Genomic DNA, 13,585 nt, shown 5'->3' with positions numbered 1-13,585 from the left:
GCGGCCGACGGAACCCGTGGCAATGACCGGACTCGGGAAGATAGACCGCGAGGTTTTCGAGGACATCATCTACCCGCAGTTGGGGGCCGAGCGAGACGATATCGCGGTCGGGCCGCGCCACGGCGTCGACTTCGGCGTCCTCGACGTGGGCGACCGAGCGATGGTCCTCGCCACGGACCCCATCTCGATTCTCCCCGAACTCGGGTTCGAGCGCGCCGGTCGACTGGCGCTGGAAATCGTGCTGACGGACGTGGCCGTCTCGGGTATCGCGCCGACCCATATGGCCGTCAACCTGACGCTGCCGCCGTCGTGGACGGACGACGAGTTGGCCCGGCTCTGGGGCGGCCTCGCGGGCCACGCCGCCGACCTGGGCGTGAGCATCGTCTCGGGTCACACGGCCCGCTACCCCGGCATCGAGAGTTCGTGGGTCGGGGGCGCGACGGTGTTCGGGTTCGGCGAGAAAGCGGATATCGTCCGGCCCGACGACGCCGCACCCGGCGACGAACTCGTCGTGACCACGGGTCCCGCGGCGGAGGTCACGGGACTGCTCGCGACGCTGTTTCCCGAGCGGTTGGGACTCCCGCCGGAGACGGTGGCAACCGCGCAAGCGCGCGTCGAGGACATCGCCGCGGTCCGCGCGGCGCGGGCCGCGTTCGACGCGGGCGGCGTGACCGCGATGCACGACGCGACGGAGGGCGGCGTCGCCGGGGGACTGACCGAGATGGCGCGCGGCGCGGGCGTCCGGGTCGACCTTCACGCCGATTCGGTCCCGGTCGCACCGGGCGTCGAGGCCGTCTGTGACGCCATCGACGTAGACCCGTGGACGGTCACGAGCGCGGGTACCCTGCTGTTGACCGTCGAATCCGGCGAGGGTCAGTCGGTCGTCGAGGCGATACGGGAGACCGGCACGGCCGCCGCCGTCGTCGGCGAAGTGTCGTCCGGCGAGGGCGTCTTCCGCGACGGGGAGCGACTGGCCGCGCCGACGAGCGACCCCTCGTGGGACGTGTTCGCTCGGCTTTCCGAGACGGAAGACTGAGGACGGCGGTGCGCCGTCAGTCCTCGCTCTCGTACGGTTCGCCCACGGCGGCGGGCATCCGCGTCGACCCCCAGACGGAGAGGACGACGACGACGGCGATGTAGGGGAACAGGCTGACGAGTCGGTTCGGGAGTTCGATGCCCGCCGTCTGGAACTGTATCTGGAGCATATCCAGACCGCCGAACAGGAGCGCGGCGGCCGCCGCGCCCAGCGGATTGTAGTTCCCGAACAGGTACGCGACGATGCCTATCCAGCCCCGGCCGTCGACCATCGTGTCGCCCGTGCCGGTGAACGACCCGGCGTGGGCCAGGAGGACCGCTCCCGCCAGACCGGCCAGTATCCCCGAGAAGATTACCGCGGCGTAGCGGACGCGGTTCACGTCGACGCCAGCGGTGTCCAGCGCCTCCGGGTTCTCGCCCGCCGCTTGGAGCCAGTAGCCGTACTTCGTCCGGTAGAGGACGACCCACGCGGCGACGGCGACGACGGCGGTGAGCAACACCAGCGGCGACGTGTCGAACAGTATCGGGCCGACGACGGGGAGATCGGCGAGAACGGGAACCGTCACGTCCTGCACGCTGACGAGGCCGGGGCTGTTCCGGTTCCCCCAGAGCAGGACGGCGGTGAACGGTCCGAACCCGAGGCCGATGAACCAGACCGCCAGTCCGGCGACGATTTGGTTGGCCTGATAGCGGATGAGGAAGACGGCGAACACCAGCGCGTACACGAGACTGACGAGGACCGCACCGACCATCGCGACTGCGAGGTCGCCCTGCGTCGGCGACGACCCCCCGACCAGCCACACCAGCATCGCCGTGTTGACCGCGCCGAATATCATGAACCCCTCCAGTCCGATGTTGAACACGCCGCTCTTCTCCGCGTAGAGCCCCCCGATGGCCGCGAGTGCGATGGGCGTCGCGGCCTGTAGCGACCGCTCGACGAACCCGACGGTCACGATTTCGCCGAGGGGAACGTCCAGGGAGAGCGCGGCCACTACGGCCAACGCCACCACGCCGAGTGCGCCGCCGAGACGGAGCGAGTTGCCCTCGACGTAGTCGCCGACGCTCGCGCTCATCTTCGGTCCTCCCCCAACCCGACACGCTCGGCGGCCATCCGGAACAGTTCGGGCGCGGCGACGAACAGGACGACGAGGCCGATGATACCGTCGATGAGTTGGACCGGCAGGTCGCTGTTGATGCTGATGTGCGACCCCGCAGAGTCGAGGCCGCCGAAGAGGAGGCTGGCCGGGACGACGCCCAGCGGATTGTTCGCCGCGAGGAGACTGACCGCGATGGCGTCGAAGCCGTACGTCGCGACGCCCGACGGGTCGCTGTAGTACCCTTGAATCATGATGGCGAACACCGCTCCGGCGACCCCGGCGAGCATCCCGGAGAACGTCATCGTCGCGACCACCATCCGGTCGGGGTCGACGCCCGAGAACGTCGCCGCCGCCTCCTGCCGCCCGCTGGTCACGAGGTCGTAGCCGAATCTCGTGCGGCCCACGACGAACGCGACGATAACGACGGTCACCACGGCGACGGCGAGGCCGACGACGGAGAAGTCCGGGTTGTCGTAGACGAGTCGCGGTAGGTCGACGTACTCCGGGAGGCGCGCGGTGTTCGGCGCGCGGTTGCCCTCCCCGCGGAACGGCCCCTCGACGAGGAAGCCGACGACGCCGACAGCGATGAAGTTCAACATGATGGTCGTGATAATCTCGTTGGCGTCCGCGTAGGCCTTCAGCAAGCCCGGAATCGCGGCGTACGCGCCGCCAGCGAGGACGGCCGCGACGGTTCCGAGCGCCATCAGCGCGACGCCGCCGACCGCCCCGCCGGGCAGGAACGGCGCGAGCCAGAGAATCGTGACGATAGTCGCGAACCCGCCGACGACGAACTGGCCCTGGACGCCGATGTTGAACACGCCCGCGCGGAAGGCCACGGCCACGGCGACGCCGGTCAAGACGAAGATGGTCGTGAACTTCAGCGTCCGCGCGGTGGCGGTGCTGTCGCCGAACGACCCCTCGAACACGTCGACCAGGAACTGCACCGGGTCGTAGCCCGTCGCCGCGACGACGACGAGGCCGACCAGCAGGGCGAGTCCGGTCGACGCGACGGCGATACCGAGTCGCTGGAGCGCCGACGCGGACAACATGGCCGTCCCGGCGCGTTCGAGCGCGTCACGGAGGCGTCCCGCCTCGTCGCCGCTCACGACTGCACCTCCGAGTCCATCGGCCGTTCCTCATCGGACGAATCGTGCCCGGCCATCAACAGCCCCAGTTCCTCCTCCGTGGTGGTCTCAGGGTCCAGCACGTCGATGAACTCCCCTTCGTACATCACGGCGATGCGGTCCGACAGCTTCTGAATCTCCTCCAGTTTCGAGGAGACGAACACGATGGCGACGCCCGCGTCGCGGAGCGTGGTGAGGCGGTCGTGGATGAACTCGATAGAGCCGATGTCGACGCCCCGCGTGGGGTGGGCCGCGACGATGGCGGCCGGGTCGTGTTCTATCTCCCGGCCGACGATGAACTTCTGCTGGTTCCCGCCCGACAACGAGCGCGCTTTCGCCTCCGGATTCGGGGGCTGCACGTCGTACTCGTCGACGATGTCCGCGGCGTGGTCGGCGACGGCGCCCCAGTCGACGACCCAGCCGTCGACGTAGGGTTCGACCGTCTGGTTGCCCAGCAGGGCGTTTCTGACCAAGTCGTATCCCATCACCACTCCCTCCGCTTGCCGGTCCTCGGGGACGTAGGCGATGCCGCGCTCGATGCGGCGGCGACGGCTCAGTCCCGTGATGTCTTCGTCTTCGAACCGGACCGTGCCGTCGTCGACGCTTCGGAGGCCGGTTAGCGCCTCGACCAGTTCGGCCTGGCCGTTACCCTGGACGCCCGCGATACCCAGTATCTCGCCCTCGCGGACCGTGAGGTCGACGCCCCGGACTTGCTCGATGCCGCGGTCGCCGTGGACGCGAAGTCCATCGACTTCGAGTACCCGGTCGCCGGGTGTCGTCTCGCGGGGTCGCCGGTCGAACAGCACCTCCCGGCCGACCATCATCCGCGCCAGTTCCTGCTCGGAGGTGTCGGCGGCGTCGACCGTCCCCACGGCCGACCCGTCGCGCAGGACGGTTATCTCGTCCGCCGCGGTGAGCGCCTCGTCGAGTTTGTGCGTGATGAAGATGAGCGAGCGACCCGACGCCGTGAGTTCGTCCATCACCTCGAACAGGCCCTCGACCTCTTGGGGCGTGAGGACGGCCGTCGGTTCGTCGAGGACGAGAATCTCGGCCCCCCGATAGAGGCTCTTGACGATTTCGACCCGCTGGCGAACGCCGAGGCCCACGTCTCGGACGGGCGTGTCCAGATGCTGGGCCACGTCGAAGTCGTAGCGGTCCGAGAGCGTCTCCACGTCCCCCCGCGCCGTCGTCTCGTCGACCAAGCCCCGCTCCGTCGGTTCGTGCCCGAGAACGACGTTCTGGAGGACCGTCATCGGTTCGACCAACTGGAAGTGCTGGTGAATCATGCCGACACCGGCGTCGATGGCGTCCCGCGGCGAGTCGAACGACCGCGGTTCGCCGTGGATGCGTATCTCCCCGGCGTCGTGTTCGTACAGTCCGTAGAGGACGCTCATCAGCGTCGTCTTGCCCGACCCGTTCTCGCCGAGCAGTGCGTGGACCGTCCCGCGTTCCAGCGTGAAGTCCACGCCGTCGTTCGCGACGACGTCACCGAACCGCTTGGTGATGCCGCGGAGTTCGACGGCGGGGGCATCGCCCTCACCGGCCATAGTGCGTGATAGCTCGCATGGTGACGAGAGTCCGCTTAGTTACAGCCGGAGGCCGTACAGGGAACCGTGATGTCACCGCTGGTGATGCCCTGCTTGGCCTCCGCTAAGTTCTGCGAGACGGCGTCGGGGAGTTGGCCCTCGAACGCCTGTCCGATGACGCAGTCGACCGCCTCGTCCTCCAGGCCGAGCGTGTTCGGGCCGGAGACGGACTGGAAGTTCCCCTCGGCGACGGCCGCGGCCACCTCGTAGGTCCCCTCGTTGATGTACTTGACCGCCGACCCGAGGATGACGTCCTGGAAGTCCGGGAGGGTCTGTGACTGGTCGGCGTCGACGCCGACGGCGAACCGGCCGTTGTCCTGTGCGGCCTGAAAGACGCCCCGACCGGCCGCCGCCGCGGCGTGATAGACGATGTCCGCGCCGTCGTCGTACTGCGAACTCGCGATGTCGGCGGCCGTGCTCGTGTCGGTGTAGTTGCCGATGTAGCCGACGTTGACGCTCACGTCCGAGTTGACCCACTCCGCGCCCGCGACGTAGGCCCGCTCGAAGGCGTTGATGAGCGACCCGTCGACGCCGCCGACGAAGCCGATCTGCGGGGTGCCCGGGTCGGTCGAACTCCCCTCGTGGGAGAGTTCCTGCGTCGTCATGGTCCCGGCGAGCACGCCTGCGAGGTAGGACATCTGGTGGTTCGCCCACGTGTAGCCCGCGACGTTCGGTTGCTCGACGTGGTCGTTGATGAGCATCCAGTTCTGGTCCGGATAGTCCTGTGCGTTCTGCTGGAGCGCCTCGGTGTGATTGTACGAGACGAGGACGATGAGCGCGTAATCACCGCTCTGGGCGAGGTTCGCCTGCGTCGTCTGGTACTGGGCCTGTTCGGTCTCCTCGACCTGATTTATCTCGATGTCGTACTCTTCGGCGGCCGTCTGGAGGCCCTGCAACGCGAGGTCGTTGAACGCGTTGTCGTCGAACCCCGCGGGGCTCGAGACGATGGCGATGTTCGTCGTCTCCCCGCCACCGCCCGCCGTCGTGCCGTCGCTCCCGTCCGACTGTCCGCCGCCACCGTCGCTGCCGTCGCCGCCGTCCGTCCCGCCGCCGTCACCGCCGTCGCCGGAACAGCCAGCCAGCGCGAGGCCGCCGACCAGCGCACCGCTGGATTTGAGGAGGGTCCGCCGGTCGACGCCTTTCGCTACGCCTTCGGTCGAAGTACCGGACTCGTCGCCCGAATTACGCTCATCTGTCATTTTCATTATTGCTGTTCAATTCAGTTCAACTTATATGTTTTGGGCAGTGAAATGTATGTTTCACAGACCAGTTCCGGCGGTCAGTGAAGGCTGTTCCGTGGGTCGCTTTCGTCGCGTACCGTCCACACGTCTCTCGGCAGTCGACCACGTCAGCCCCGTGGACGCCGAGGCAGGTGTCTCGCGGTGGCGACTGTAACCAGTTAGGTATGCTCGATATTTTCTCGTCACGTGTCCGTTGTAGTATGTCGAACGCGACACATAGATTACCGGACCCGGAGCAGTACGAGTGGGACTTCGAGAAGCGCGGTACCGTGGGTGTCTGGTTCATGCAAGGCTGGCAGGGCTTCGCCGACGACGACTTGGCGGCCGCGAGCGACCACTACCGCGAACGCGGGGTCCGTGACGACATCGAGGCTACCCTCGCCGTCTTCGGCGACCGGACGAATCTCGCGAGAGAGACGCAAGAGTACATGGGCGAGGCGTGGTCCGAAAACGGCGAGTACACCGGCGTCGACAGAATCGGCTTCGTCTCGGACGGCACCACCGCGATGGCCGTGAAGTCGAACGTCGACGTTCCCGGTGCCGACGTGGACTACTTCACCGACCTCGAGACGGCCGTCGAGTGGGCGCAGGGCTGAGCGGCAATCGCACTGGCCCGTCGCTCGTCGGCGATGTAGCCCCACAGGCGCGACGGTAGCACCCCAGCCCGGACACGCCTCGCACGGGGGCTGGCGTACCTTTATCCGACTGAACGGCGGACTAGAGGGTGCATGACCGACGTACTCGTCGTCGGCGGTGGTCCCGCCGGACTGAGCGCGGCACTGTTTACAGCGAAGAACGGGCTCGAGACGGTCGTCTACGACACCGACGAGACGTGGTTGCACAAGGCCCACTTGTTCAACTATCTGGGCATCGAGTCGAAGGACGGCACCGAGTTCATCGAAGACGCTCGGCAACAGGTCGAGGAGTTCGGCGTCGAGCGGCGTTCGGCGGAAGTCACGGGCGTCGAACAGACTGACGACGGATTCGCCGTCACCACCGCGGACGGCGACGCCGAGGCCACCTACCTCGTGTTGGCGACGGGGGCGGACCGCTCGCTCGCCGAGGAACTCGGCTGTGCGTTCGACGGCGACGTGGTGGACGTGACCGTCTCGATGGAGACGGACATCGAGAACGCGTACGCGACGGGCGCGATGGTCCGCGACCAAGAGTGGCAGGCCGTCATCTCCGCGGGCGACGGCGGCGCGGCGGCGCTCGACATCCTCTCGAAGGAAGAAGGCGAGCACTTCCACGACTTCGATACGCCCGCCGACGCCGAGTGAACGACCCGCCGGTCGACCCTCGGGTCGGCCTCGTCGTCGCCGTTCTCGCAGTCAGTACGAGCGCAATTCTCGTGCGCGCGAGCGAGGCGCCCGCCGCCGTCGCGGCGTTCTACCGCGTGCTCCTGACGACGGCTATCGTCGCGCCGTTGGCGGTGACCCGCAACCCGGACGCGTTTTCGAGACTGAAACGGCGAGACGTGGTCGCGGCGGCCGCCACCGGCGTCGCGCTAGCCGTCCACTTCGCCACCTGGTTCGAGAGCCTCGCGTGGACCAGCGTGGCCGCCTCCGTGACGCTCGTCCAGTCCCAACCCCTGTTCGTCGCCGTGGGGGCGTGGGCCGTGCTCGATGAGCGAGTCACGCGCGGGACGGCGCTGGGCATCCTCGTCGCCGTCGGCGGTATCGTCGTGATGTCGCTCGGGGAACTGCTCGGCGGCGGCGTCGGCCCAGACCCACTGTACGGGAACGCGCTGGCGCTCGTCGGCGGGGTGACGGCCGCCGCCTACGTCCTCGCGGGGCGGTCGCTCCGCCAGCGGTTCCCCCTGTTCCCGTACGTCACTGTCGTCTACGCCGTCGCCGCCGTCTGCCTGTTCGCGTTCGTCCTCGAACAGGGCCATCCCGTGACCGGTTACGCGCCCCGCGAGTGGGTCCTGTTCTCGCTGATGGCGCTCGGCCCCGGCCTGTTCGGCCACACGGTGCTGAACTGGGCGCTGGGCCACCTCGAGTCGAGTCTGGTGAGCGTCTCGCTGCTGGGCGAACCAGTCGGGAGCGCGCTGCTCGCGCTCCTGTTGTTCTCGGAGGTCCCCGGGTCGTGGACCCTCGTCGGCGGGGCCGTCGTCCTCTGTGGCGTCGCCGTGACCGCTCGCTCGCGGCAGTCGGTCAGTTAGCCCGCTGTTCGACCGCGCCGCGAATCGCGGCGGCGTCGAAGTCGTGGTCCGGCCGGATGTTGACGAAATCGAGGAACTCCTCGGCCGCGAGGAGTTCCGCCGTGGTGTAGTAGCGGGCGACGGCGTCGACGGCGACACGCGCGCCGACGAGCGGTTCCAGGGCGCCGAGCGCGCAGGCCACGTCGTACGCACGGGCGTCCGCGATGCCTTCTTCCCGGACGCTGGTCGCGTCGATGAAGTACAGCGTCCCGTCCGCGACGAGGACGTTCTCACAGCGGAAGTCGCCGTGAGCGAGGCCGTCCTCGTGCATCCGATGGAGGTAGTCGAACACCGTCGGCGCGTGGGCCTCGGCGGCCTCGGCGGGCAACTCGTCCAGCGTCTCGAACTCCCGCAGGTACTCGAAGACGAGGACGCCCATCCCCTCGTACTCGAAGGCTTCGACGGGTTCGGGAGCGTTGACGCCCAGTTCACGCATCCGCCGGGTCGCCGCGAGTTCGTGTTCGGCCATCTGGTACGGCGTGCCGAAGTGCTCGAAGAAGCCCTCCGTCCCCGAGGAGAACGCGCCGAGGTTCCGACCGGTCGTCAGGAGCGCGTGGACCAGCGAATTCTGCTGGGTGATGAGTTTCACGAACCAGCGGTCGTTCACGACGAACGGCGTCGACAGCCAGTTGTCGGCCTCCAGGAACTCGACGCGGCCCGCGGGTTCGTCGTAGCGCGCCAGTACCGCGGCGGCGACGCCCTCCAGTTGCTCCCACGGGACCGTACCACGGAGGAGTCGGCGAAGCGCCATCGACTGGATGCAGGCGAGGCGCGGAGATAGTGTTTGTGTCCCAAATGGTATTTGATGACAGGGGACAAACACGGACTATGGACTTCTCGCTCCCAGCAGAGCATCGCATGATTCGGGACTCGGTACGGGAGTTCTGCGACGAGGAAATCGCCCCCATCGCACAGGACATCGAGGACGAACACCGCTTCCCCAACGAGGTGTTCGACCACCTCGCGCAGTTGGACGTGATGGGCGTCCCTATCGACGAGGAGTGGGGCGGACTGGGCGGTGACCAGTTGATGTACGCGCTCGTCTGCGAGGAGTTGGGTCGCGTCTCCGGGTCTGTCGGCCTCTCGTACGCCGCCCACGTCTCGCTGGGGTCGAAACCCATCGAACTGTTCGGCGACGACGACCAGAAGGAGCGGTGGCTGGAACCGCTGGCGACGGGCGAGCACCTCGGCGCGTGGGCGCTCACCGAACCCGGGAGCGGGAGCGACGCCAGCGACATGGACACCACTGCCGAGAGAGACGGCGACGAGTGGGTGCTCGACGGGACCAAGCAGTTCATCACGAACGCCTCTATCGCCGGGTCGATACTGGTGAAGGCCGTTACGGACCCCGGCGCGGGCTACGACGGCATCTCGACGTTCGTCGTCGCACCGGAGGACGACGGCTGGGAGGTCACCACCGAGTGGGAGAAGATGGGACTGAACGCCTCGCCCACCTGCGAACTCCAGTTCGACGACTGCCGGATTCCCGCCGACAGACTGCTCGGCGAGGAAGGCGACGGCTGGGACCAGACGCTCGAGACGCTCAACGGCGGCCGCATCTCCATCGCCGCGCTCTCGGTGGGACTCGCGCAGGGGGCCTACGAGGCCGCGAAATCGTACGCCACCGAGCGCGAGCAGTTCGGGCGACCGATTTCGAAGTTCGACGCCATCCGGGACAAACTCGTCGAGATGGACCGAAAGATAGAGCGTGCGCGATTGCTGACACACAAGGCCGCGACGATGTACGACGAGGGCGCAGACACCACGCGCATCTCCTCGCTCGCGAAGTTGGACGCGAGCGAGATATGTCGGGAAGTCGCCGAAGACGCCGTACAGGTGCTCGGGGGGTACGGCTACACCACCGATTTCGCGCCGCAGCGGTTTTATCGGGACGCCAAACTGATGGAAATTGGCGAGGGAACCAGCGAGATACAGCGGTTAGTGCTTGGCCGCGAATTGGGCCTGTAATGGTTTCCCGTAGGATACGGTTACTAACGTTCTAGGTACGGACACGTGTCGGTAGGTTCCCACAACGAGAAAAGCTATACTACGTGAGGGAACCACCCCGGTATGGACCTGGAGAAGATACCCACTCCTACCAAGGCGACCCTCGACCAATTGGCCGGGGTCACCGGCGTCGGCTGGACCACGTCGGTGCTCGGCTTCCTCACCGCTCTCATCGGGTACGGAAACCATATCCTCGCTCGCTTCCTCGTCGAGCCACAGGCGCTGTTGTACGCGGGCGTCGTCTTCTTCGTCGCGACGCTCGGCCTCGACAAACTCGCGAACAGCATCGCCGAGGACGAGGCGATGCCAGCGGAGTCGAGCGACTGAGGACGACGCGGCTAACTGGTCGGGACAATCGTCACGGGTACGTCCGCGGCATCGACGACGGCGAAGGCCACGTCTCCAGCGGTCAGCCGACCCGCCAGTCCCTTGGGTTCGTGGCCCATGACGATCTGGGTGATGTCCACGTCGGCGGCCAGTTCCAGCAGTTCCGCGGCGATTCTGGGTCCCGACCGGGTCCGTGTGCGGCCCACGTATTCGAGCGCCACCGTTGCGACGACCGTCTCGTCGGCGAAGCGCTCTCTGAGACGGTCTCGAACGTGTTTCGCCTCGCTGTCGGCGACTTCTTCTTCCAACAGGTGGACGACGTACAGTTCCTGTCCCAACCCCTCGCCGAGACGAATCGCCGTGTCGATGACCGGCGCGGAAATCGTGTCGTCGGCGACCGCGACGAGAATAGTCATACCCACAACAGAACACGGACCAGCATATCTCTTTTCGCCCGCGGGCCTCGACTACGTCGTCGCCTTGAGATTGTGAACGGCGTCTAGCCAATCGACGACTTCTGCCGTGGGTTCGAGGGCGTCGACGATGCGCTGGGCGTCCTTGTAAGCCATCGGCGCCTCGTCGCGGACGCTCTCGACGACGGACTCCGAGTACACGTCCGCCATCGCGTCGGCGAACGCGTCCATGTCGACCACGTCGTGGGCCTCGCCGCGGCTCATCACCCGACCCGCGCCGTGCGGAGCCGTCTGGTGGTAGGCGTCGTTGCCCTTCCCGCGAGCGAGGACGGACCCCTCGGCCATGTTGAACGGGACGACCAACCGCTGGCCCTCCCGGGCGGGGGTCGCCCCTTTCCGGACGGTCAGGTCGCGGAAGTCGACGTAGTTGTGAACGCTCTGGAAGCGGTCGACCGGGTCGACGCCCAGCGTCTCGCAGATGGCGTCGCTCATCACCGCGCGGTTCCAGCGGGCGTACTGCTGGGCGAACAGCATGTCGACGTAGTACCCGTGAGCCTCCCGGCCGTCCAGCCAATCGAGGTCGTCGTCGCGGTCCGCGTCGTCGCCCACGTGTGGACCGAGCGACCCCAATGCGTCGAAAGCGTCCTCGATGTCTTTGCCCGACAACTCCCGGCGCAGTCGGTCCTTCTGGATGTGGGATTCGCCCTTGCCCCCGGTGACCCACGCGTAGAGGTCCGCGTCGCTCACCGTCTCCGGGTCGAACTGCAGGTACTCGGCGTACTCCTCGGGAATCTCCGAGCGGATAGCGCCGATGGCCCGCCGGTCGGTCGCTTTCGACTGCCAGTACTCCGCGACGGACTTCCCGAGGTATCGCGACCCGCTGTGGACGACCAGCCAGTAGTCGCCGCTTTCGCGTGCGCGAGCGAACTCGACGAAGTGGTTGCCGCCCCCGAGCGTCCCGACGCTCTGGATGACGTGGCCCATCCCCTGTCGCTGGTCGGCCAGCACTCGCTCACACAGGTCCTCGAAGTACTCGCCGTCGTAGCCGTCGAAGTCGAACTCTATCGGATCGACGCGCTGGCCGAATCGGTCGGCGTAGGCGTCGTCGAACTGCCGGAACACGTCGTTGGCCCGCTCGAACGGGAACTCCTCCACGAGGTGGACCGCGTCGTCGTAATCGTGGACCGCCCGGCCCATCGGAACGGCCTCGCGGACCCGACGCTCGCGTTCGGCGTCTTCGAGCGGGAGTTCCGGTCCGAGGTTCGTCGCCGCCATCCCGCATCCCACGTCGACGCCGACGACGTTCGGCACGATGCGGTCAGCCAGCGGCATCGTGAACCCGATGGGAGCGCCCGCCCCCCAGTGGGTGTCGGGCATGATGCGGACGGGTTCGGTGAACGCGGGGTGGTCGACGAGGCGCTGAATCTGGGCCAGACACCCCGCCTCGACCAGCGACTCGTCTTCGACCATCACCCGCGCCGTCGTGTGCTCGCCGACCAACTCCAGTGGCATCTCTGTGGTGGATAGTCCGGTCGGTGTGTTGAATCTCACGGAGAGCCCCCAGCCGGTAAAAACCCTCTCCCGAACGAGGGAGAGTTCCCTGATGTGCACAATTCTACATTCTCAGCCCTCCAGAACCGTTTTCAGCCGATGGGAACGCTCGTCTGTTTATATGGGGTTCCCCGGCAGACATCCATATGTGAGGTAACGACGATGTCCTACCAAGCAACCAACCCACTGGCCGACGAGTTCGAACTCGAACTGGACGGGCCGTTGACGGCGTACTGGCTGGCACTCCTGCGTGTGGTCACCGGATGGTGGTTCTTCCACGCTGGCGTGACCAAACTCATCGAGGACGGCCTGGCCTTCGGATACGGTCCGGCCTACCTCCAACAGATGACCGGCACGGCGCTGGGGCCGATTCCGGTCTGGATGGGGAACAACCTCGCGTTCCTCATCAAGCCCGGCGTCCCGCTGTTCGAGACGCTCATCGGGCTAGCCCTGATAGCGGGCGCACTGACCCGCTTGGCGGCGCTGGGCGGGGTCGTCTTCATGACCCTGTTCTGGGTCGGCAACGCCGGATTCGGGCACGGCCTCGTCAACAGCGACCTGATGGGCCTGCTCCTGTTCGGCACGATGATCGTGTTCGGGGCCGGGCGGTACTACGGTCTCGACGCGGTCCTCGAGAAGTTGGAGTTCGTCAAACAGCGGCCGAAGCTCCGGTACATACTGGGCTAACGAGGTGACCAAGAACATGACTGATATCATCGACAAAGCGGCAATGGCACTGAGCGGCGGACTGATGCTGCTGGGCATCGTGGGCCTCGGCGTCGTCGAAATCCTCGCCGGAGCACCCTACGGTGCGGCCCCGGTGACGAACGACGCGGGCGAAATCGTGGCGACGCCGATGGTCGACCCGGTCCTCCGCACCGGCCTCGTGCTGGCGGGCCTCGCCGTCCTCGGCCTCTACGCGGCCTACCGGATGATGGCCCCGGCGGAGGACAGGGACATCGACCGGCGCGAGATGACGGCCGACTGAGCGGCCGACGACT

The 13,585-nt window shown here is 67.0% G+C and carries 15 protein-coding genes; 8 read left to right on the top strand and 7 right to left on the bottom strand.

Annotated features, from left to right (window positions below):
- Positions 1-22: 22 nt before the first annotated feature.
- Positions 23-1,036, top strand: a complete 1,014-nt coding sequence (locus tag NJQ44_RS06970) for an AIR synthase family protein (RefSeq protein WP_254273963.1) — start codon at positions 23-25, stop codon at positions 1,034-1,036.
- A 16-nt stretch (positions 1,037-1,052) separates the two neighbouring features.
- On the opposite strand, the gene NJQ44_RS06965 is transcribed toward NJQ44_RS06970, so the two are convergent.
- The 4 genes from NJQ44_RS06965 to NJQ44_RS06950 are packed head-to-tail and all read right to left on the bottom strand — an operon-like array spanning position 1,053 to position 6,041.
- Positions 1,053-2,108 carry an ABC transporter permease gene (locus NJQ44_RS06965; protein ID WP_254273962.1) on the bottom strand — a complete coding sequence of 352 codons (1,056 nt, stop codon included), beginning with the start codon at positions 2,106-2,108 and terminating at the stop codon, positions 1,053-1,055.
- Positions 2,105-3,181, bottom strand: coding sequence for an ABC transporter permease (locus NJQ44_RS06960; protein ID WP_348533081.1), 1,077 nt, complete (start codon positions 3,179-3,181; stop codon positions 2,105-2,107). The genes NJQ44_RS06965 and NJQ44_RS06960 overlap by 4 nt, the downstream gene beginning before the upstream one ends.
- A 53-nt stretch (positions 3,182-3,234) precedes the next feature.
- Entirely contained in the window at positions 3,235-4,803 is a 1,569-nt protein-coding gene (locus NJQ44_RS06955; protein WP_254273960.1) for an ABC transporter ATP-binding protein, read from the bottom strand.
- Between the two features lie 35 nt (positions 4,804-4,838).
- Positions 4,839-6,041, bottom strand: coding sequence for a BMP family lipoprotein (locus tag NJQ44_RS06950; RefSeq protein WP_348533080.1), 1,203 nt, complete (start codon positions 6,039-6,041; stop codon positions 4,839-4,841).
- A gap of 242 nt (positions 6,042-6,283) precedes the next feature.
- On the opposite strand from NJQ44_RS06950, the gene NJQ44_RS06945 reads away from it, so the two are divergent.
- The 3 genes from NJQ44_RS06945 to NJQ44_RS06935 all read left to right on the top strand — a co-directional run bounded on the left by NJQ44_RS06945 (position 6,284) and on the right by NJQ44_RS06935 (position 8,247).
- On the top strand, positions 6,284-6,679 hold the full coding sequence (locus tag NJQ44_RS06945; protein ID WP_254273958.1) for a hypothetical protein: 396 nt from the start codon (positions 6,284-6,286) through the stop codon (positions 6,677-6,679).
- 132 nt (positions 6,680-6,811) lie between these two features.
- Positions 6,812-7,363 carry an NAD(P)/FAD-dependent oxidoreductase gene (locus NJQ44_RS06940; RefSeq protein ID WP_254273957.1) on the top strand — a complete coding sequence of 184 codons (552 nt, stop codon included), beginning with the start codon at positions 6,812-6,814 and terminating at the stop codon, positions 7,361-7,363.
- Positions 7,360-8,247, top strand: coding sequence for a DMT family transporter (locus NJQ44_RS06935; RefSeq protein ID WP_254273956.1), 888 nt, complete (start codon positions 7,360-7,362; stop codon positions 8,245-8,247). The genes NJQ44_RS06940 and NJQ44_RS06935 overlap by 4 nt, the downstream gene beginning before the upstream one ends.
- Here NJQ44_RS06935 and NJQ44_RS06930 read toward each other — a convergent pair.
- On the bottom strand, positions 8,240-9,037 hold the full coding sequence (locus NJQ44_RS06930; protein ID WP_254273955.1) for an RIO1 family regulatory kinase/ATPase domain-containing protein: 798 nt from the start codon (positions 9,035-9,037) through the stop codon (positions 8,240-8,242). The genes NJQ44_RS06935 and NJQ44_RS06930 overlap by 8 nt on opposite strands.
- A gap of 77 nt (positions 9,038-9,114) precedes the next feature.
- Here NJQ44_RS06930 and NJQ44_RS06925 point away from each other — a divergent pair, with 77 nt between their 5' ends.
- Positions 9,115-10,254: an acyl-CoA dehydrogenase family protein gene (locus NJQ44_RS06925; RefSeq protein WP_254273954.1), complete on the top strand. Its 1,140-nt coding sequence runs from the start codon at positions 9,115-9,117 to the stop codon at positions 10,252-10,254.
- A gap of 102 nt (positions 10,255-10,356) precedes the next feature.
- Positions 10,357-10,620: a hypothetical protein gene (locus tag NJQ44_RS06920; RefSeq protein ID WP_254273953.1), complete on the top strand. Its 264-nt coding sequence runs from the start codon at positions 10,357-10,359 to the stop codon at positions 10,618-10,620.
- Between the two features lie 11 nt (positions 10,621-10,631).
- Here NJQ44_RS06920 and NJQ44_RS06915 read toward each other — a convergent pair whose 3' ends face one another.
- Together NJQ44_RS06915 and NJQ44_RS06910 are read right to left on the bottom strand one after the other, a co-directional pair.
- A complete protein-coding gene (locus NJQ44_RS06915; protein WP_254273952.1) occupies positions 10,632-11,036 on the bottom strand; it encodes a universal stress protein in 405 nt (134 codons plus the stop codon).
- Between the two features lie 51 nt (positions 11,037-11,087).
- Positions 11,088-12,545, bottom strand: a complete 1,458-nt coding sequence (locus NJQ44_RS06910; RefSeq protein WP_254273951.1) for an RtcB family protein — start codon at positions 12,543-12,545, stop codon at positions 11,088-11,090.
- Positions 12,546-12,746: 201 nt separating this feature from the next.
- On the opposite strand from NJQ44_RS06910, the gene NJQ44_RS06905 reads away from it, so the two are divergent.
- A complete protein-coding gene (locus NJQ44_RS06905; RefSeq protein ID WP_254273950.1) occupies positions 12,747-13,271 on the top strand; it encodes a DoxX family protein in 525 nt (174 codons plus the stop codon).
- A gap of 16 nt (positions 13,272-13,287) precedes the next feature.
- On the top strand, positions 13,288-13,572 hold the full coding sequence (locus tag NJQ44_RS06900) for a hypothetical protein (RefSeq protein WP_254273949.1): 285 nt from the start codon (positions 13,288-13,290) through the stop codon (positions 13,570-13,572).
- The last annotated feature ends 13 nt before the right edge of the window (positions 13,573-13,585 follow it).

The organism is Haloarcula marina (assembly GCF_024218775.1).
Lineage (GTDB): Archaea > Halobacteriota > Halobacteria > Halobacteriales > Haloarculaceae > Haloarcula > Haloarcula marina.
This window is presented reverse-complemented; position numbering and strand designations above follow the sequence as displayed.

Coding starts and splice junctions, on each gene's coding strand:
- NJQ44_RS06970 (WP_254273963.1), top strand. CDS start 23: ATGACCGGACTCGGGAAGATAGACCGCGAGGTTTTCGAGGACATCATC.
- NJQ44_RS06965 (WP_254273962.1), bottom strand. CDS start 2,108: ATGAGCGCGAGCGTCGGCGACTACGTCGAGGGCAACTCGCTCCGTCTC.
- NJQ44_RS06960 (WP_348533081.1), bottom strand. CDS start 3,181: ATGTTGTCCGCGTCGGCGCTCCAGCGACTCGGTATCGCCGTCGCGTCG.
- NJQ44_RS06955 (WP_254273960.1), bottom strand. CDS start 4,803: ATGGCCGGTGAGGGCGATGCCCCCGCCGTCGAACTCCGCGGCATCACC.
- NJQ44_RS06950 (WP_348533080.1), bottom strand. CDS start 6,041: ATGACAGATGAGCGTAATTCGGGCGACGAGTCCGGTACTTCGACCGAA.
- NJQ44_RS06945 (WP_254273958.1), top strand. CDS start 6,284: ATGTCGAACGCGACACATAGATTACCGGACCCGGAGCAGTACGAGTGG.
- NJQ44_RS06940 (WP_254273957.1), top strand. CDS start 6,812: ATGACCGACGTACTCGTCGTCGGCGGTGGTCCCGCCGGACTGAGCGCG.
- NJQ44_RS06930 (WP_254273955.1), bottom strand. CDS start 9,037: ATGGCGCTTCGCCGACTCCTCCGTGGTACGGTCCCGTGGGAGCAACTG.
- NJQ44_RS06925 (WP_254273954.1), top strand. CDS start 9,115: ATGGACTTCTCGCTCCCAGCAGAGCATCGCATGATTCGGGACTCGGTA.
- NJQ44_RS06920 (WP_254273953.1), top strand. CDS start 10,357: ATGGACCTGGAGAAGATACCCACTCCTACCAAGGCGACCCTCGACCAA.
- NJQ44_RS06915 (WP_254273952.1), bottom strand. CDS start 11,036: ATGACTATTCTCGTCGCGGTCGCCGACGACACGATTTCCGCGCCGGTC.
- NJQ44_RS06910 (WP_254273951.1), bottom strand. CDS start 12,545: ATGCCACTGGAGTTGGTCGGCGAGCACACGACGGCGCGGGTGATGGTC.
- NJQ44_RS06905 (WP_254273950.1), top strand. CDS start 12,747: ATGTCCTACCAAGCAACCAACCCACTGGCCGACGAGTTCGAACTCGAA.
- NJQ44_RS06900 (WP_254273949.1), top strand. CDS start 13,288: ATGACTGATATCATCGACAAAGCGGCAATGGCACTGAGCGGCGGACTG.